Genomic DNA, 17,845 nt, shown 5'->3' with positions numbered 1-17,845 from the left:
GCTCTTGCACCGTCGGCCTCATCGGCGATCCGGTCACGATCAAGTCGATCGAGCAAGCGATCATCGATCGCGCCTTCGAAGAAGGCTGGGTAGTGCCCCAGCCGCCGAAGCATCGGACGGGCAAGCGCGTCGCCGTCGTCGGCTCCGGACCTGCCGGTCTGGCCGCTGCCGCCCAGCTGAACAAGGCGGGCCACAGCGTGACGGTGTTCGAGCGTGCGGACCGTCCGGGCGGCTTGCTCACCTACGGCATTCCGACGATGAAGCTCGAGAAGCATATCGTCAAGCGCCGCGTCGACCTGCTGGCCGAAGAGGGCATTGAGTTCGTGACGAACACGGAGATCGGCAAGGACATTTCCGCCAAGCAGCTCGCCGAGGAGTACGACGCGATCGTCTTGTGCGGCGGCGCGACGAAGGCGCGCGGACTCGGTCCAGTCGAAGGCGCGAACCTCAAGGGAATCCACCCCGCGATGGATTACTTGAACGGCACGATCAAGAGCTATCTCGACTCCAACCTCGAGGACGGCAATTATATCTCGGGCAAGGACAAGCATGTCATCGTCATCGGCGGCGGCGACACCGGCACGGACTGCGTCGCGACGGCGCTGCGCCACGGCTGCACGAGCGTTTCCCAATTCGGAACGCATGCCAAGGCTCCGCTGACGCGCGACCAGATCAACAACCCTTGGCCGGAATACCCGAACGTCTACACGCTCGATTACGCGCACGAAGAGGCGAAGGTGCTGTACGGCGAAGACCCGCGCGCGTTCTCCGTCCTGACGAAGAAGTTCGTCGGCGACGAAGAAGGCAACGTCAAGGAGCTGCACACGGTGCAAATCCGCCGCTACGTCGACGAGACGGGACGCAAGGTGTACGAAGAGATTCCTGGCACCGAGAAAGTATGGCCTGCTGACCTCGTTCTCGTCGCCGTCGGCTTCGAGGGACCGGAGTCGACGCTCATCGAGCAGCTCGGCCTGGAGACGGACCGCAGAACGAACGTCAAGGCCGCTTACGGCAAGTACAAGACGAGCGTCGACAAGGTGTTCGCTGCAGGCGACATGCGCCGCGGACAGAGCCTTATCGTATGGGCGATCAACGAGGGCCGCGAGGCTGCGCGCGAGGTCGACCGTTATCTGATGGGTTCGACGATGCTGCCTTAAGGTCTGCCGAATTTGCGGAATGATAAAATAAGGGTCGCACTCGAACCGTCTTCCATAGGAAGACGGCGGGTGACGGCCCTTTATTGCCGACGGAGGAAAAGCGATGTTTCGATATGGCGAAGAACGACCGAAGGAGCTCAAGTTTACCGGATTCGAAGCGAGCGTCGACCGGCGGGACGGACAATGGATCGACGTGGAGCTACGTCTTTGCCTGGACGCGTCGACGCCGTTGCCGGACGACGTCATCGACCTGACGGCGCTCGCCGTGTGCACGCATGCCGGACATCCGATCCAGATCGAGGCGCTCGACGAAGGGATCGATTGCGAGTATCAGTTCACGGTGTTCGAGAAGGAGCAGATCGAACGGTACATTCGCGGCGAAGAGCTGCAGGCGAGGATCGCTGAAGCCGCGCGGAATTGAGAAGGAGATATAGCCGGATGCGCGGCTAATAAATAGGTGCTGAAATTGCGCTGCAAGCAGCTTTGCAGCGCTATTCTTTTTCAAAGTGAGGCCGTATGCTAAACTATGGAAAAGCAGCAATCGGATCTATTGGCTTCGAGCGAAGGAGGCTTGGCTCATATGGCGGGGGCGGCATTGTTGACGCCGGGCGATGTGTCGGTCATCAGGCGGTACGTCCGAACCAAATACGCGCCTATGCCCGCGACACGCCAGGCGGAGATCGTCGCCGACGCGGTCGTGCGCACGATCCGCAAGCGGCTGCCCGATTGGCCCGAAGCGCTGAGGGACGAGGTGGCCGGCCGACTTGTGGCGTCTTGCGTCGTTGGCGAGCGGCGCGAAGTATATGCGGACGACGTGCTGCGCGTTTGCGCCAATCTGACGCTCGCGGAGGAAGCGCATGTCGCGAGCCTGCTCCGCTGGCTGAACGAGCGGACGGCGGCACAATGGACGGTGGAGCGGGTCGCTAAGCGTACGGATCAGGGGTTCGTACTGAAGCCCGGACTTGCGGAAGCGCGGAATTCCGTCGACAGCTTACTTGACAGCGCTTCATCTGATCATAGACCGCTAGGCGATATGGGTGCCGACGCTGCAGACGTAGATGATGTTCGACAGGGTGGCGACAGTCATGCCGATTACTTCGTTCAAACCAATGCCGAAGTTGGCGGCGGCTCCCCCGGAAGGGGCTGGTTAGCACCGGCCACTTTAAGGCCGCTCGTTCTCGCGGCTGTGCTTCTGTTTGCATTGACGGGCGTGCTGTTGACTTCGCTGTCTTATTACGCCAACGATGCGCAGCCGCGCTCGCTTGAATCGACGTCGAATCCGTCCACGTCGCGGCCAAGTGCCGAGCAAGTCGATACGCAGGCCAGATTCGCCTATTCGCCGTTCGATGCGGAGGCAGTACGTGCATACTTGTCGGGGCGAGACTCGCTGCTCGCCGAGCGGCCCTACTTCGAGGCGATCGTCGATAGCGCGCGCCTACACAGCGTCGATCCGCTGCTGCTATTCGCGGTGGCAGGCCAGGAGCAAGGCTTCGTCCCGAAGTCCGCCAAGAAATCAAAGCAGATCGCGAACAATCCGTTTAACGTCTTCCACAGCTGGGAGACGTACAATACGAACATCCGCGATTCGTCGGGCATCGCCGCGAAGCTGCTTGCCAAGCTGGCTGCAGGCATCCCCGAAGGCGAAGAGCCGTTTTCTTGGATGAATCGGACCTATGCGGAGGACCCGCGATGGTCGGACGGCGTCCGCGCGATTTACGGCAAGCTCGTATCGATCGGAAGGGCAAAGGAGGAGGAGACTTCATGACGGATCGCGCGCTATTGGAAAAGGGTTTGGCCGTCATCGCGTCGTGCTGCAGGCGTACAGGCGATATATGGGAGGCGCATTTCGGCGCAGCGGCGATTGCCGCTTATTTTTTTATCGCCGAAAACCGGCTGGAGGAGAGCATCGCGCGAAAAATCGCACAAGAAGCAGATCGGATGGTGTCTGGCCGGCTGGAAGCGCCGACAGGCTCCTTTACGGGCGAAATCAATTCGAAGCGCGGCGCAAGCGTTTACGAGCGAACCATCGCGGACGCGCTGGAAGAGACGATCGACGGCCTCTACTGGGTCGGTCACAATGCGATCTATGCGGCGGCGAGCTTGAAGGCGATTCGAGAATTGGACGGTTGGGGCGAAGCAGCGGATATCGAGGCGATCGCGGCGCTGATACGTTCGTTTAAAGGGAAAATACCGGGACGCTCCTGGATCGGCTACAAGACGTCGGAAGTGAAGGCGCTGACGCTGCGAGAGGAGGACGGACCTGCCGGCATCGAAGACGGGGCAGCGCTGTCACGTTTCGTGCTGCGCGAGCTTGCCGCTTTCGAGACGATCTATAGAGCGGAATCCCATCACGATCTGATCGGCCATATGCTCACCTTTTCGCATGCGCTCGTCACGCTTGAAGAACTGGGCTACCCGGCATTGTTCAAACGAGGTCTCGTGCCGCTCTTTAAGCTCGTGCACGTCCTGCGCGCCAGCCAGAGGCTGCGTCCCGGCGAATCGCTTCGTCTCCACTCGCCGGTCGACCGGGAGCCGCTGGCGCCGGCACGGCCGTCGACCTCGCTGCCGACCGAAGCGTCCTTCTGGGAGCGGGAACGAAGCGAGGACGTCTGGGATTTCGGACATGCGTTCAAATTTCCCTACAGCTTCTACCATCATGTCGCCCGCGCGGGCGGCGCGGATCCGGCGGCCTACGATCGCTTCAGGCGCATCGTCGGCTCGTGACGGCATGACGCCGGCGGTCTCTTCAGCCCTGCGCCAAATAAGCGTCGATCGCGGGCGGGACCTGATGAAGCGAGGAGAGCGTGAGGAAGGCGCCGCTCGGCTTCGCGTCCGCGATCGGCAGCACATTGTAGTCCCATTCCAGCTCCTGCTTCAGGTAGATCGCATGCAGACCGCAGGACAGCGCGGGCAGGACGTCCGTTCGGATCGAGTTGCCGACCATCCACGTACGGTCGATCCGCAGCTTTTGCGCACGCAATATGTCCTTTAGCGCCTCGACGTTTTTGTGAAGGCGGATATAAATGCGGTCGCGAAAATAACGCTGAAGGCCCGCTGCTTCGATCTTGCGCTTCTGAATGTCCGGGTCGCCGCCCGTATATAAATGAAGCTGGTGACCGGCGGCCGCAAGCGATTCGAGCGTCTCGTTCATGAACGGATAAGGCTCGGTCTCCTGTTCGAACACGCTAAGGCCCAGCTTCCACAGCAGCGCCTCCTCGTCCGCGGATTCGGAGCGTCCGTGCAGGGCGCTATAGTAGCGATACGTATCGACGAACGATTGGGGAAAGTGCTCGCTCTTGAAGCCGACGATGTGCACGCCGGCGATGTCGATCTCGCTGTGCTTGGCCAGCACGGCCTGCTTGGTCAGGCCGAACGGCGCGAACCAGGTCGTCATCAGGTCGGCGAACTGCTCTTGCACGAAATGAAAATATTTGTTGCAATGGATCAGCGTATCGTCCAGGTCGAACAGGATGTTCTGCTTCATCTCCGTGGCTCCTTCGTATGCTTGACGCACCGTCCGTTCCCCGCCGTGGCGGCGGACATGAATTTATTATGTCTAACCGGAGGGCGTTTGTAAATGAGCGCGGCGGGCAACCTAAACGTGAAGTCGGCCCGAACCTATATGAAGCATGGCATGGAGGTGAGTCGCGTATGCCGCCCTATCAAGGACCTAAAGCAGGAGCGAAGAGCATTACGGCCGGAGGACGCGGAAAAAGCCAGACGACGAAGCTGGACAAAATGTCCCGCTTGCCGCCCAGCTTGAACGGTATCGACAAAAACCTGCCTTAAAGCGTGCGCGCGCGTCGCGTCGGACTACGACGGCCGCAGCGACGCGCGCGCCGCCGTCAAGCGTACTTCTCGATCTTGGACTTGAGATCGCGCTTGATGAAGGCGAGCCGTTGACGCACATAAAAGTCGTAGCTGCCCCCGCTTAACTCGCGGGGGTTCATCGTATTGCCGCTGTCATTGTCGACGATCACGAGACGGCCGCTGTCGTAAAATTTGAAAGTCAGATCTCGTGACGGCCGGGATCCCCTGGAAGGCTCCAAATAACGGAGATGTTCGCAGTTCTCCACCCATCATCCCACCTTTGACTGGAATAGATAGAACGCATGTTCTTATTTGTATTATACCAAACGTTTGTTCGTATGGAAAGCAGTTCCGTAAAGAATTACACTAGAAAAAACGGCAGGAACGAAAGTCAGGGGGCAATCGGACGGGAATGATACATATCATCGGTCTTACACGCAAGCTGCCGACAGGCAAAAAGGTACTCGACGGCATCCACGGCCATCTGGAGCCGGGCAAGCTGTATGCGATCGTAGGCGCGAGCGGCAGCGGCAAGTCGATGCTGCTGCGCTGTCTCGGCCTCAAGGAGCCATGGACGAGCGGAGAGATGCGCATCGACGGCAAGGACGCGATCGCCGGCGGTACGCTCGCAAGACTTCGTTTAAAGCGCAAAATCGCCTATTTGGAACAAAAAGCGCTCATGTACGAAAAAAAGACGGCGCTTAAAAACGTCATTATCGGCGCGGTCGGCCAGGTGTCCTGGTTTCGCCGGATGACAGGCATGGTCAGAAGCGACGACTACATGGACGCTATGGAGACGCTGGAGAACGTCGGCTTGATCGACAGGGCGCACCAGCCGGCTGAGAAGCTGAGCGGCGGCGAACGTCAGCGCGTGGCGATCGCCAGGGCGATCGCGCACGGCGCCGAGGTGCTGCTCGCGGACGAGCCCGTGACCGGTCTCGACCCGCATTCCCAGGAGAGCATCATGAGCATGTTGAAGCAGCAGGCGAAGGACAAGAACATGATCGTCGTCGTGGCGCTGCATCGCCTGGAGCTCGCGGAGAAGTTCGCTGACGAGATCTGGGGTCTGCATGACGGCCGCGTGGTACTGACCGTTCGGGGAAGACGGCTTACGGGGGCCGAGAAGCACCAGATCTCCTAGGCCGTCCTCCTGCCACGGCGAGACGCTCCGCTATGCGGCATTCGTCCGGGTAGGCCGTTAAGGCTGAAGCGGCGCTTCCGATTCGCCTTCGGGCGCTTTTGCCGGGCGGATCTGTGAGCGCTCCTTGCGGCTTTTCCAGGCGCTTTCCTTTCGGCGTTTGGACGTCGTCATCGATGATCAGCTCCAATCCCGGGCGCGTCGGCCCGCATAATTAGCATGGCAAGGTCGATTGCCGCTTATCCGTCCGCGGCAGGCAAAGGCGCTTCCGCCTGCCGGACGGACGATGACGATCAAGGAGGTTTGTGAGATGTCGAATTCAACAGACGAGCAGACCGCGTCAGAACGTTCCTACCCGCTGCTGTCGGTGAACGTGGGCGCGGCACGCGAGGCGCAGTTCAAAGGCAAGCCGGCCAAGTCCGGCATTTATAAGGAAAAAGCGCTTGGCGCCGTCGCCGTTCATGCCGAGGGACTGTCGGGAGACGAGCAGGCGGACACGGTCAATCACGGCGGGCCGGACAAGGCGGTGTGCGCTTATCCGTACCGGCATTACGCCTTTTGGGAAGAGCGGCTCGGCAGGTCGCTCGAATTCGGCGCGTTCGGCGAGAACTTCACGATCGACGAAATCGACGAGTCCGAGGTATGCGTCGGGGATATTTTCAAGGTGGGGGAACTAACGCTTCAGATCAGCCAGCCGCGCGTGCCTTGCTGGAAGCTCGCAATGAAGTGGGGCGTCGACGAACTGCCGGCGCTGGTCCGGGATACGGGGAAAACCGGCTTTTATTTTCGTGTGCTGTCGCCGGGGGCGGTCTCGCCGGGCAAGCTCATCCTCGCTGTGCGGGATCCTGCCGGCGTCACGATCGAGGAAGCGAACAACGTGATGCACCGGGGAAAAGAAAACCGGGAAGGGATGCTACGCCTGCTCGCGGTCGATGCGCTTGCGGACGCCTGGAGGGAGACGCTGACGGCAAGGCTGTCCCGTCTCGCGCAGTCCTGATGCCGGGCAAGTACGCCGGCCGCACGGTCATCGTGACCGGCGCAGCCGGCGGCATCGGCAGCCATTTGTCGTGCGCGTATGCCGAAGCGGGCGCGTCTGTCGCGCTAAGCGACGCGCCGGGCACGAACGGCGAGGCGCTGGCCGCGCAATTGACGGGCGAGGGCCTGTCGTCCCTCTTTATCCCGGCTGATCTTACCGAAGCCGACGCCGCTGCGAGCATCGTCGAGCGGGCGTTGGCCTGGACGGGGCGCGTCGACGTGCTCGTGCACAATGCGGGCATCGGCGTCTGGAAGTCGCCGCTCGAGCTGACGCTCGAGGAATGGGATCGCGTCATGAACGTGAATTTGCGCGGCGCGTTCCTGTGCGGACGCGAAGCGGCCAAGGCGATGCAGCGGACCGGCGGCGGCTCCATCGTCAACATCGCGTCGACGCGCGCGATCCAGTCCGAGCCAAACTCCGAAGCGTACGCGGCGTCCAAGGGCGGCATTTTGGCGCTTACGCACGCGCTCGCCGTATCGCTTGGCCCAATCGGCATCGCCGTGAACGCGATCAGTCCCGGCTGGATCGAGACCGGCGACTATGACGCCTTGCGGCCCGCGGATCATGATCAGCATCCCGCCGGCCGGGTCGGCAAGCCGACGGACGTCGTCAAAGCGTGCTTTTATTTGACCGATCCCGAAGGCGGCTTCGTCACGGGGACGAATCTCGTCGTGGGCGGCGGCATGACGCGCAAAATGATTTACGAGCCGTAAGGGACGCCTGCGATATATTTCGAAAATATCTTTAATGGCCTTAAAGGTTCACGGTATAAATCGCTGGTAAACGAGACGATCGTCTCCGTCTCGGGTACGACGAACAGAAATTGCCCGCCGTAGCCCATCGCGTAATAGGTGTGCGGCACCAGTGGCGCACGCCCGCCGCCGGTGAACGTCCACCAGTGATAGCCGTACGAGCCGAGCCAGTCGTACGTATGATGCCTGGGCGCGGTCGATGCCGCGACCCAGTCCTCAGACACGATGCGTCGGCCGTTCCAGCGGCCGCGGGCGAGCATAAGCCGGCCCAGCTTGAACAGGTCGCCTCCGCGCAGCGCCAGTCCGAAGCCGCCGATGGATACGCCTTGCGGGTCCGTATGCCACTGCCAGGCGTCGATGCCGAGCGGCCCGAACAGATGCCTGGCGGCATAAGCTTCGGCGGTCATGCCGCTCTCCAGTTGCAGAATTAGGCTGAGCAGGTGTGAGCAGCCCGAGTTGTAGGACATGGCGACGCCCGGCGACGCTTTGGCCCGTCTCTCCAGGATGAAGGCGACCCAGTCGTCCGATTCGCACATCGGGTTGGGACGGCCGCCCCAGGCGCCCCATTCCGGCCAGTCCATCCCGGCCGTCATCGACAGCAGATGATGGAGGCGAATACGTCCGAGCGAAGCCGGGACGCGAGACAGACAGCCGGCGAGCGGCGTATCGAGCGGCGGGAATTCGCCCCGTGCGAGCGCGATGCCGACCAGGAGCGAGAGCACGCTTTTCGTCACCGAATTGACCTTGTGGAGCCGCTCGAGGGATCGGTCGTTACGCGCATATTCGAACTCGAGCGCGCCGCGGCCGCTGCCCGCCCGAACGCGGCATGTATCGATTTTGCAGGCTTGGACCGCCTGTCGCAGCCCTTCAAGATCGATCGTCACGCGGCTTGTCGTCGTCGACGTCATCGCGATCGCCTCCTTATGTCGGCCTATTATACCCGCCCCCGACATGTCTGAAGCGAATTTATGATATAATGTACAGCAATGCGCTTAACGTTTTTTTGCCGCTACTAGGGGGGACTGGCTACAATGGAAAGGCGTTTTGTCATCGAGGCGGTCATGATCGCCATATATGGTCAGCTGCTTCTGCCGAAACGGCCTGTGGAATACCGGATTCCGTATTCGACAGTGATGGAATTGTACGATATGAAGGATAGCGACGAGCCCGTTATGCCCGACCCGGACGACGACCGTCACGTCAAGGGCAAGATCGGGGAGATGATCGCGTACTTCGAGGATCCGTTCAACAAGAAGAAGCTCGAGCGCTCGCTGATCGCGCCTTGGCGCGAGAGCCCGCCGCTGCCGATCAACGACAAGGTGACGCTAGTCGTCGTCAACGCGGCCGAGAACATGCAGTACGGCGAGCTGCTCGATCCGATCGAGACGGAGATCGTGCTGACGTCGCTGCGCGCGCAGAGTCCCATCTTGACCGACCATATCGAATTCCAGGACAAGGTCGTACAGAACGCGATCCCGGTTCAGGTGTTCGACATCGACGATTACGAATTTGCGGTGGAGGAAAGTCCGGCTCCGACCGAATTCAACCCATGAGAGCTGCCGGCGGACGCCGGCGGCTCTCGTTGTTGTTCGGGGGAGCGGTATGATAGAATGAGGGCGTTCCCAACATCTTCAAGGAGGCTATCATCATGCTCGTGACGACTACGCCCAATGTGGAAGGATACAGAATCACGTCCTATTACGGACTGGTGAACGGAGAGACGATCATGGGCGCGAACATCTTCCGCGACTTCATGGCGTCGATCACCGACGTCGTCGGCGGCAGGTCCGGCTCCTATGAAAACAAGCTGAAGCAGGCCCGCGACATCGCCGTCTCCGAGATGGTCGAGCAAGCGCGGCGCATGGGCGCCAATGCGATCGTCGGCGTCGACGTGGACTACGAGGTCGTGCGGGAAGGCATGCTCATGGTTGCGGTCAGCGGCACCGCCGTCACCGTCGAAGCTTGATTAAAGCCGACTTTTCATCTTAATAGTACTGGAGGCTAACCGCATGCTGTATCGCAAGCTGGGATCGACCGGATTGAAAATATCCGCGGTAGGCGTGGGCACCTGGCAATTCGGCGGCGAGTGGGGCCGAAGCTATGAGCAAAAAGAGGCGGATGCGATTCTGGGTCGGGCGGCCGAACTCGGCATCAACCTGATCGATACCGCCGAATGCTACGGCGACCATCTGTCCGAATCGCTGATCGGTCCCGCCATCCGCGGGCGCCGCTCCGACTGGGTGCTCGCGACCAAGTTCGGCCATCACTTCCACGGACCGTTCAGCCGGACCGACGTCTACGATCCGCAGGACGTCGTGCGTCAGCTGGAAGCTTCCCTGAAGGCGCTTCAGACCGATTATATCGACCTCTATCAATTCCATTCCGGTCCGGATGCCGAGTTCGACCGGGACGGACTGTGGGAGGCGCTCGGCCGGCAGGTTGAAGCGGGCAAGATCAGGCATCTCGGCATCTCGATCGGATCGAATCGCAACGTCTACCAGACTTCCAAGGCGACGGCGGTCGGCGCGCAGGCGATCCAGGTCGTGTACAACCGGCTCGATCGCGCGCCGGAGGAGGAAGTCTTTCCGTCGTGCGAGGCGCAGCAGCTCGGCGTGCTCGCGCGGGTGCCGCTCGCAAGCGGCTTCCTGAGCGGCAAGTACAAGCCGGGCGCGACGTTCCCGAGCGACGACGTTCGGTCGAAGCGGGATCGCGAGGACGCGGACCGGCTGCTGCGCGAAGCGGAGGAGATCAAGCGCACGGAGGTGCCGGAAGGCGTCGATATGGCGTCCTGGGCGCTGGCGTGGTGTCTACGGCATCCGGCCGTCACCGCCGTTATCCCCGGCTGCAAGGACGTTGCGCAGGTAGAAGCGAATGCGGCGGCCGTCGCTCAGGTACCGGCCGGACATCCGCAGGACGCGTGATCGGTCGCCCATTCGGCGGCTTCGGCGCGCCCGGCGAATAGAAGCGGCCTCTTGAAGCAAATACTGGGGGGAAACCCAAGAAGGCGGTGCCCCCCATGTGCCAAAGATTTTCGCTTGCCGCGGATTTGCCCGAGCTCACCGAACGCTACAGGATCGATCAAGTTGTCGGATCGTACAAGCCAAGATATAACGTCGCCCCGACCCAGTACGCTGCCGTCATCGTCGAGGAGCGGCAGGAACGCAGGCTTGAGTCGCTGCGCTGGGGCCTCATGCCATACTGGTCGCGCGACGCGGTCAATGCGGACGGACCCGGCATCGGCGACCGGCCGATATTCAAGCGCATGACGAACAAGCAGCGCTGCGTCATTCCGGTCAGCGGATTTTACGGCTGGGAGACGAAGGGGAGAGCCCGCCAGCCGATCCATTTTGTGCTCAAGGGACGCGCGACGTTCGCGGTTCCCGGATTTTACGAAGTGTGGCCGCGTGTCGAAGGCGGCGACATCCGCGCGTATACGATGCTGACGACGCCGTCCAACGAGTTGGTCGGTCCGTACTCGAATCGGATGCCCGCCATTCTGGACGACGAAGGCATCGACCAATGGCTCAATGAGACGAATACGGAGTATCGCGGCGTTCTGGGCGCGATCCGCGGAATCTCGGCGGAAGAGATGATGATGTACCCGGTCGGCGCTTACGTGAACGAGCGGGAGCGGGAGACGCCGGAGTGTGTCGAGCCGATCCGCAACTTTTATTCCGCGATTCGGGAGTAGCAAGAGCGTTTTCTGAGGCCCTCCGTGCAGCCGCGCCGGAGGGTCGATTCATGTTGCAGGGAGGATGCCGCGATGTGCGCAAAAATGAACGAAAACGGCGAGCGGCCGATACAGGTATTCGTATTGTCGGGTTATCTGGGGAGCGGCAAGACGACCGTGCTGCAAAAGCTGCTCGAGGGCGCCAAGGCGCGAGGCTGGAGAGCGGCGGTGCTCATGAACGAAGCGGGCGACGTCAACCTCGACGGCGAGCTGCTGACGAAGGACGTGCCGATGGCGGAGCTGCTCGGCGGCTGCATTTGCTGCTCGGTTAAAAACGATCTTGGCGTCTCGCTGCTGCAGCTCGCCCGGGAGCATCGGCCGGACGTCATATGGATCGAGTCCACCGGCGTGGCGCAGCCGCTCGAGATGATGGACGCCGTGACGGACGTATCGATGTACGCGAAGCTCGAGCTGCGCGGACTGATCACCGTCGTCGACGCCAGACATCTGCTCGACCGGCTTCGGCTTGGCGCGGGGAAGACGCTGCGGCTTATGCGGGAGCAAATTCGCGGCGCCTCGCTGCTTTTGCTGAGCAAAACTGACCTCGTCGGCCCCGGGGAGGCGGAGGAGGTGCGAGCGCAGCTGCGCGAATGGAATCCGTCCGCTGCCATCGAGGATGCGGTCAAGGGGGAGACCGACAAGGATCTGTTGGCGCTGCTGCCCGGAGCCGTCGGCGCCCTGGGCAGCGGTCGGGAACGTCAAGAGCACGATCACGACCATCGCGATCGAGAGCATCACGACCAAGATTGCGACCATCACGGTCGAGACCATCACAATCACGACAGTCACGATCACGGACATCACGATCACAAATCGCCGCGCCTGCACGATCACGTGCACGTGCTGACGCATTACCCGTCCGCACCGTTCCGAAGCGACAGCTTCGAGCGCTTCCTGCGCGAGCTGCCGGCATCGGTGTACCGTGCCAAGGGGATCGTTACGTTTACGGATACGGCTGCGCGTTACTTGTTCCAGTTCGCCTACCGGGAATCCGACTTTATGCCGGTCGCGGCTCAAAATCCGACGCGCGACGTAGTCGTCCTCATCGGCGAGGACTTCAGCGAGGCGGACATGCGCGAGCGGCTTGTCCGACTGGAGACGATGCGAGAATAAGCAGACTTGCCGCAGCACATAAACCGGACCGGCCCAGGGAAACTTAAGCCGGGAAGGGAGGCTCCGGCAAATGAGGGGATTCGAAGCAGGCCGACTGTCGGTCATCACGAGCTTGATTTTATCCGTAGGACTCGTCAATCACGTCATTATTCTTCCGATCCTGCTGGGCACGGCCGGCCGGGACGCATGGATATCCGTGCTGCTGGCCGGCGCCCTGATGCTGGTCCTGCTACTGCCGCTGGCTTCCGTGCTCCGCGACATGGGCCTGCAGCCCTTCCCGGCCTGGCTCAAGGAGAAGGGCGGCTCCTTCTCCAAGCTGCTCATTTTAATCTTTGTCGGGGGCTATCTGCTGCTGGAGTCCGTCGTTACGACGGTCGATATGCTCACCTGGACGAATACGACGTATTTGCCCGACACGCCTCCGCTGATCACCTCCATCGTATTCGTGCTCCTATGCGTCGCTGCCGTATTGGTGGGCATGCAGGCGATCGTCTACATGTCCTGCATCGCCCTTCCCGTCGTCTCGGGATTGGGCGTGTTCGTCGCTTCGGGCAACACGAACCGCAAGGACTTTTCCCAATTGCTTCCCCTCATTGAACACGGATGGGGTCCGGTGCTGCGAGGCGCGGTCGTATCCGGCAGCGGATTGGCGGAGGTCATCATGTTCATGCTGCTGCAAATGTACGCAAACAAGCCTTTTCGTGCGGTCCATCTGTATGCGACGGGCTTATTCATTCTCATGCTGTCCTTTGGCCCGACCGTTGCCGCCATTTGCGAATTCGGCGTCCACGAATCCGGCATGATGCGGTTTCCCGCTTTTTCCCAGTGGCGGATCTTGCGCGTGGGCCGGTATATCGAGCACCTCGATTTTCTCGCCATCTTTCAATGGATCAGCGGCGCGCTCATCCGCACATCGCTTGCGCTCAGCATCCTGTTCGAGCTGTCCGGCATTGAAAAGCGCAAAATCAAGTTCTTCGCTTTAACGGCAATCGGAATCGCGCTTGTCGGCTTGACCGTTTATCCATTCGGCGACAGCAATCAATATTTGTTTTATAAGTCGCTGCGACCGTTCGCTTTTGCGACGCAGGTGGGCATTCTGCTGTACGTATGGGTGCTGGCGCTACGCAAGCGCAGGGAGAGGAGCGAGGTTCATGCGAACCGGGCTTGATTGGCTGGATGCCGAGCTCGCAGGCTGCGCGGACGTCGCCGTCGAGTCGCTGACGGCAGGAGATCGCACGGCCGCGCTGGCATCGGTGAAAGTCATGATCGACAACGCCGTCTATAAAGAGCGGTTGCTGCCATCGCTCGGCGAATGGATGGCGGGGCTGTCGCCTACCGAAAATCTCGCGGGCGCCATTCCGCTGGGCGCGTCCAGCGAAGACGAACGCGGTCAGGTTGTGGACGAGCTGTTCTCGGGCAGTGTAATCATCGTGGTCAACGGCGACTTGTTCGCTTATCCGATCCCTCGCCAGCCGGAGCGAACGCCCGAGGAATCCTCCTCGGAAATTTCCGTCAAAGGTCCGCGCGACGGCTTCGTGGAAAGTCTGCAGGTAAATCGTGCCTTGGTTCGCAAGCGAATCAAATCGCCCGATCTGAAGATTGAATCGTTCAGCGTGGGGACGGACAGCCGGATCGAGGTGAACCTGCTGTATTTGAAGTCGGCCGCGAGCCGCTCTCTCGTCGAGGAGGCGCGCAAGAGGATCGGGAGGCTATCGCCCGATATCGTGAACGGCGCCGGGCAGATCGAGGAAATGCTGTCCGACAGGTCACGCTCCCTGTTTCCCCTCGTCGACTATACCGGCCGCCCGGATTTTATCGTCGAATCCTTGGCAGCCGGCCGCGTCGCCATTATCGTGGACGGTCTGCCGCTCGTATATACGGCACCGACCAACATGTTCGAGCTGCTCAAGTCCGCTGAAGACATCCACAATTCGTACTATTTCGTGACGATGGAGCGGCTGCTCCGCTTGCTCGGCCTATTCATCACGCTCACCTTGCCGGGATTCTGGGTAGCGGTGTCGACGTTTAACGTCGACCAGATCCCTTTCCCGCTCATGGCGACGATCGTCGTCTCGCGCATCGGCCTGCCGATCTCGACAGCGATCGAGATGTTCCTCATGCTCTTCATGTTCGAGTTGTTCCGCGAAGCGGGCGTACGTCTGCCGAGGGCGGTCGGGCAGACGGTCGCGGTCGTCGGCGGCATCATTGTCGGGGACGCGGCGATCCGGGCGGGACTTACTTCGCCGACGATGCTGGTCGTCAGCGCCGTGACGAACGTCACCTCGTTTACGCTCGTCAATCAGACGCTGCTCGGGTCCGTCAATCTGCTCCGTTTTGTCGTGCTGCTGTTTTCGACTGCGCTCGGAATGTTCGGCTTTTTTATCGGCGTGTTCACGATCCTGCTGTATATGGTGTCGCTGCGTTCGTTCGGCGAACCGTATCTGAAGCCTGCGGCCCCGTTCGAGGCGCTGCGCGCACGCGGCGCCTTCCTCAAGCTGCCGTACGCGGATCGAAAAAGCAAAGGAAGCCCGAAGCGCGGCAAGTCGGGAGGATGAGCGGGATGCGCGCCGCGATGCGAATGATGCTGATGATCGTCATGGTCCTCGTTTTGACGTCATGCTGGGATCAGCGGTCGATACAGGAGACCAGTTATTTTACGAGCCTCGGGATCGACTTCGACGAACAAAAGGAGCGCTTTTCCATTTACGGGTCTTTGATCACGATGTCCGACGTCGCCAAGACGGAAGGGGCGAGCGGCAAGGCTTTTCCCTCGTATATCGGTCACGGTGAAGGCGAATCCCCGCAGCTCGCCTTAGAATCGTTGTATCGGAGCACCCAGCTCAGACCGTCGCTCGATCATCTCATGACGATCGTCGTCAAGGAAAAAGCGTTGTCGCGGATAGCTGACATTTTGGACAGCATCAATCGAAGCCGAACCGTGCGATACAACGTATTTATCGCGGTGACGACCGAACCGCTTGACGAATTGCTTGCGTCGGACACCTTTTTCAATTCGCCGATGTACACGTTTCTTTATACTCACCATGTCCATAGTGCCGCTATGCCGGCCGTGCAAATGGTGAGCCTGCAAGCGTTCGTGCGCGGATATTACGAAAAAAGCCGCACAACGTTTCTGCCTGTTCTTAAATTGGACCGCAGCAGCTGGAAGCAAGGGGGAAAGCCGAAAATCTATCTTTATTACGATGGCGCGCATGCGATCGTCGAACAAAAAGACCGCGCGGCGCTGGACGAAAAAGTGATGCAAGGCGTGAAGTGGTTCCTGTCAAAACAGAGGGGAGCTTTTCTGGAAGTCAGGGATGACGAAGGGAAATTCGTAGCCATTTTCGTCGTGACGAGCAGCAAAGGGCGCTTGTCCTATGTCGACGGCAACGCCGGCGGAAGCTTCAAGGCTGCCGTCTCCGTGCATGCGTATATTTATGAGCTGCACGAAAAGTCGGGCGAACGGCAGCTTGAGGCTTGGGCGGAGAATGGGATTCGCGAAAAGCTGGAGCATTCGATCGCGGTCGGACGCTCGAACGGGGTAGACCTCATCGGTATGGAGGAAGAGCTGTACCGGCATCATTTGTCGGCATGGAAAAAGCTCAAAAAAGAGGGCAGGGAGGTCGTGTCGCTTCCGGTCGACGTCTCCGTGGATTTAAAAATTACGAATACCGGGAAGCTTAAGCTATAACGAGGCAAGCTTGAGCGAGCAACATCAAAAAGCCGTCCCGATGGGACGGCTTGCCCAAGTAAAGCGTGCGATTAAAGGACGCGGCGGGCGGTCGTGTAGTGATTTTTCCACCAGCCCGAATTGATGCTCGAGATCGTGACGCCGGGCTTGCCGTACGTATGCAGCACCTTGCCGCCGCCGATATAGATGCCGACGTGGTGGATCGGCGAGTAGAAGAACACAAGGTCGCCGGGCTTCAGGTTAGCCTTGGATACGTACCTGCCGACCTTGGATTGCGCCTTAGATTCGCGCGGTAGGGACACGCCGTACTTGCGGTACAAGTATTGCGTGAACGAAGAGCAATCGAAGGAACGCGTGTTGCCCGTTTTCGCGCCGAACTTATATTTGACGCCCATGTACTTTTTGCCGAGGGCGATAATGCTGGAAGCTTTGGAGCTGGCGGTGACGGTCGCTTCCGCCGCGCTGACCGGCTTTGCGGGCAATGCCGCTGCCGCACCCCCGAACAGGACGGTGAATGCGACGGCCGACGCCATTAATTTTTTAAAGGTATAGGATGCTGCCATAGTTGTGATTCCTCCAATGTTGTTGTAGTCGTGCTGCGCTTGCTGCTAGAATCAATATATCAGATCGAAACTTCCCTTCATTTCCCTCTAAGCGGCGAAAGCTTGATGCATGGCGGTTTGGGCGTTTATATGAAAAACGATTAAGAAAATATTAATTCTAGACAACTGGACAAATGCGAAAAGTACGCTTTTTTTGCATAAATGGTTTTGAAACCGTTAAAATGGGGCAAGAAACCGCGTCTGACCGCGATAACAACCCGACAAAAAGGAGAATCGGCATGAACGTAAAGATATGCGAGGCGGCAATGACGAAGGACGAGGTCAACGGCTACGTCGGCAAAGTCGTGTTCGAGGTCGAGGGACACGACGCATCATACGAGATGGCGCTGCAGAGCGACAAGGGCAACGAATGGAGCTATTCGCTGCTCTTTGCAGGCAAGTCGGGCAGCGAGGAACAGATTGATGCTGTGGACGCGGAGATCGAGTCGAACGACGAGTTGTACGAACGGTTGATCGATGCGGCGGTGGATGCGCTAGGTTAACGATCCTTGCCATTCGAGGCGGGATGCGAGGCTACAGCGCAGCAAGGGGAAGCAAAAAGGGAAGCAAAAGGAAGCCGAACGCAGGAGCGCACATCGCTCCTGTGTTCGGCTTTTTGTGTTTGGGAGGGAGGAGGAGGACCGGTCGTCAAACCTCTCGGCACTATGGATGCAAGTATGGCTGCAACCGCCTCTCAGGCGGCTGTAACGTAACTTTTTGCTCCTGCAGCATCATTTAGAGCGGTTCGCGAGGCTGTAGAGACTGTAGAGTAACATTTTGCCCTTACAATACGATTTAGACCGATCTCGGGCTCGG

Annotated in this window: 21 protein-coding genes; 17 read left to right on the top strand and 4 right to left on the bottom strand. The window is 60.0% G+C overall.

Annotated elements, in window-relative coordinates:
* The 4 genes from KVT38_RS21455 to KVT38_RS21440 all read left to right on the top strand — a co-directional run.
* Positions 1–1,157 (top strand): glutamate synthase subunit beta (locus KVT38_RS21455; RefSeq protein ID WP_217595793.1); only part of this gene is annotated, 1,157 nt, incomplete at its 5' end.
* Positions 1,158–1,260: 103 nt separating this feature from the next.
* The gene (locus KVT38_RS21450) at positions 1,261–1,578 is read left to right on the top strand and encodes a hypothetical protein (protein WP_217595792.1); all 318 of its coding nucleotides are present in this window, start codon (positions 1,261–1,263) and stop codon (positions 1,576–1,578) included.
* A 159-nt stretch (positions 1,579–1,737) separates the two neighbouring features.
* On the top strand, positions 1,738–2,922 hold the full coding sequence (locus KVT38_RS21445) for a glucosaminidase domain-containing protein (RefSeq protein WP_217595791.1): 1,185 nt from the start codon (positions 1,738–1,740) through the stop codon (positions 2,920–2,922).
* The gene (locus KVT38_RS21440) at positions 2,919–3,881 is read left to right on the top strand and encodes a hypothetical protein (protein ID WP_217595790.1); all 963 of its coding nucleotides are present in this window, start codon (positions 2,919–2,921) and stop codon (positions 3,879–3,881) included. Before KVT38_RS21445 ends, KVT38_RS21440 begins: the two co-directional genes overlap by 4 nt.
* 22 nt (positions 3,882–3,903) lie before the next feature.
* Here the strand turns inward: KVT38_RS21440 and KVT38_RS21435 are convergent, their stop codons facing one another.
* A complete protein-coding gene (locus KVT38_RS21435) occupies positions 3,904–4,641 on the bottom strand; it encodes an HAD family hydrolase (RefSeq protein WP_217595789.1) in 738 nt (245 codons plus the stop codon).
* Between the two features lie 167 nt (positions 4,642–4,808).
* Between KVT38_RS21435 and KVT38_RS21430 the strand changes: the two genes are divergently transcribed.
* Positions 4,809–4,946: a hypothetical protein gene (locus KVT38_RS21430; RefSeq protein WP_217595788.1), complete on the top strand. Its 138-nt coding sequence runs from the start codon at positions 4,809–4,811 to the stop codon at positions 4,944–4,946.
* A 56-nt stretch (positions 4,947–5,002) separates the two neighbouring features.
* Here KVT38_RS21430 and KVT38_RS21425 read toward each other — a convergent pair whose 3' ends face one another.
* Positions 5,003–5,233 carry a hypothetical protein gene (locus tag KVT38_RS21425; protein WP_217595787.1) on the bottom strand — a complete coding sequence of 77 codons (231 nt, stop codon included), beginning with the start codon at positions 5,231–5,233 and terminating at the stop codon, positions 5,003–5,005.
* A 146-nt stretch (positions 5,234–5,379) separates the two neighbouring features.
* On the opposite strand from KVT38_RS21425, the gene KVT38_RS21420 reads away from it, so the two are divergent.
* The 3 genes from KVT38_RS21420 to KVT38_RS21410 all read left to right on the top strand — a co-directional run bounded on the left by KVT38_RS21420 (position 5,380) and on the right by KVT38_RS21410 (position 7,854).
* The gene (locus KVT38_RS21420; RefSeq protein WP_217595786.1) at positions 5,380–6,108 is read left to right on the top strand and encodes a phosphonate ABC transporter ATP-binding protein; all 729 of its coding nucleotides are present in this window, start codon (positions 5,380–5,382) and stop codon (positions 6,106–6,108) included.
* Between the two features lie 307 nt (positions 6,109–6,415).
* Complete coding sequence (locus tag KVT38_RS21415) at positions 6,416–7,102, top strand: MOSC domain-containing protein (protein WP_217595785.1); 687 nt, start codon at positions 6,416–6,418, stop codon at positions 7,100–7,102.
* The gene (locus KVT38_RS21410; protein WP_217595784.1) at positions 7,102–7,854 is read left to right on the top strand and encodes an SDR family NAD(P)-dependent oxidoreductase; all 753 of its coding nucleotides are present in this window, start codon (positions 7,102–7,104) and stop codon (positions 7,852–7,854) included. The genes KVT38_RS21415 and KVT38_RS21410 overlap by 1 nt, the downstream gene beginning before the upstream one ends.
* Here KVT38_RS21410 and KVT38_RS21405 read toward each other — a convergent pair.
* Entirely contained in the window at positions 7,842–8,801 is a 960-nt protein-coding gene (locus KVT38_RS21405; RefSeq protein WP_217595783.1) for a serine hydrolase domain-containing protein, read from the bottom strand. The two genes, KVT38_RS21410 and KVT38_RS21405, sit on opposite strands and share 13 nt — an antisense overlap.
* Positions 8,802–8,924: 123 nt before the next feature.
* On the opposite strand from KVT38_RS21405, the gene KVT38_RS21400 reads away from it, so the two are divergent.
* The 8 genes from KVT38_RS21400 to KVT38_RS21365 all read left to right on the top strand — a co-directional run bounded on the left by KVT38_RS21400 (position 8,925) and on the right by KVT38_RS21365 (position 16,427).
* The gene (locus KVT38_RS21400; protein ID WP_217595782.1) at positions 8,925–9,446 is read left to right on the top strand and encodes an ADP-heptose synthase; all 522 of its coding nucleotides are present in this window, start codon (positions 8,925–8,927) and stop codon (positions 9,444–9,446) included.
* 95 nt (positions 9,447–9,541) lie between these two features.
* A complete protein-coding gene (locus KVT38_RS21395) occupies positions 9,542–9,859 on the top strand; it encodes a YbjQ family protein (protein WP_217595781.1) in 318 nt (105 codons plus the stop codon).
* Between the two features lie 43 nt (positions 9,860–9,902).
* Complete coding sequence (locus KVT38_RS21390; RefSeq protein ID WP_217595780.1) at positions 9,903–10,814, top strand: aldo/keto reductase; 912 nt, start codon at positions 9,903–9,905, stop codon at positions 10,812–10,814.
* A 95-nt stretch (positions 10,815–10,909) separates the two neighbouring features.
* Positions 10,910–11,584, top strand: coding sequence for an SOS response-associated peptidase (locus KVT38_RS21385; RefSeq protein ID WP_217595779.1), 675 nt, complete (start codon positions 10,910–10,912; stop codon positions 11,582–11,584).
* Between the two features lie 72 nt (positions 11,585–11,656).
* Entirely contained in the window at positions 11,657–12,736 is a 1,080-nt protein-coding gene (locus KVT38_RS21380; protein WP_254639411.1) for a CobW family GTP-binding protein, read from the top strand.
* Positions 12,737–12,806: 70 nt separating this feature from the next.
* Positions 12,807–13,904 (top strand): GerAB/ArcD/ProY family transporter, encoded by a 1,098-nt coding sequence (locus tag KVT38_RS21375; RefSeq protein WP_217595778.1) that lies wholly within the window; start codon positions 12,807–12,809, stop codon positions 13,902–13,904.
* The gene (locus tag KVT38_RS21370) at positions 13,888–15,291 is read left to right on the top strand and encodes a spore germination protein (protein ID WP_217595777.1); all 1,404 of its coding nucleotides are present in this window, start codon (positions 13,888–13,890) and stop codon (positions 15,289–15,291) included. Before KVT38_RS21375 ends, KVT38_RS21370 begins: the two co-directional genes overlap by 17 nt.
* A 5-nt stretch (positions 15,292–15,296) precedes the next feature.
* Positions 15,297–16,427, top strand: coding sequence for a Ger(x)C family spore germination protein (locus KVT38_RS21365; protein WP_217595776.1), 1,131 nt, complete (start codon positions 15,297–15,299; stop codon positions 16,425–16,427).
* 71 nt (positions 16,428–16,498) lie between these two features.
* On the opposite strand, the gene KVT38_RS21360 is transcribed toward KVT38_RS21365, so the two are convergent.
* On the bottom strand, positions 16,499–16,990 hold the full coding sequence (locus KVT38_RS21360; protein WP_217595775.1) for a C40 family peptidase: 492 nt from the start codon (positions 16,988–16,990) through the stop codon (positions 16,499–16,501).
* 278 nt (positions 16,991–17,268) lie between these two features.
* On the opposite strand from KVT38_RS21360, the gene KVT38_RS21355 reads away from it, so the two are divergent.
* Complete coding sequence (locus tag KVT38_RS21355) at positions 17,269–17,532, top strand: hypothetical protein (protein WP_217595774.1); 264 nt, start codon at positions 17,269–17,271, stop codon at positions 17,530–17,532.
* The last annotated feature ends 313 nt before the right edge of the window (positions 17,533–17,845 follow it).

The sequence above is a fragment of the Cohnella sp. GbtcB17 genome, from assembly GCF_019091135.1.
Lineage (GTDB): Bacteria > Bacillota > Bacilli > Paenibacillales > Paenibacillaceae > Cohnella.
This window is presented reverse-complemented; position numbering and strand designations above follow the sequence as displayed.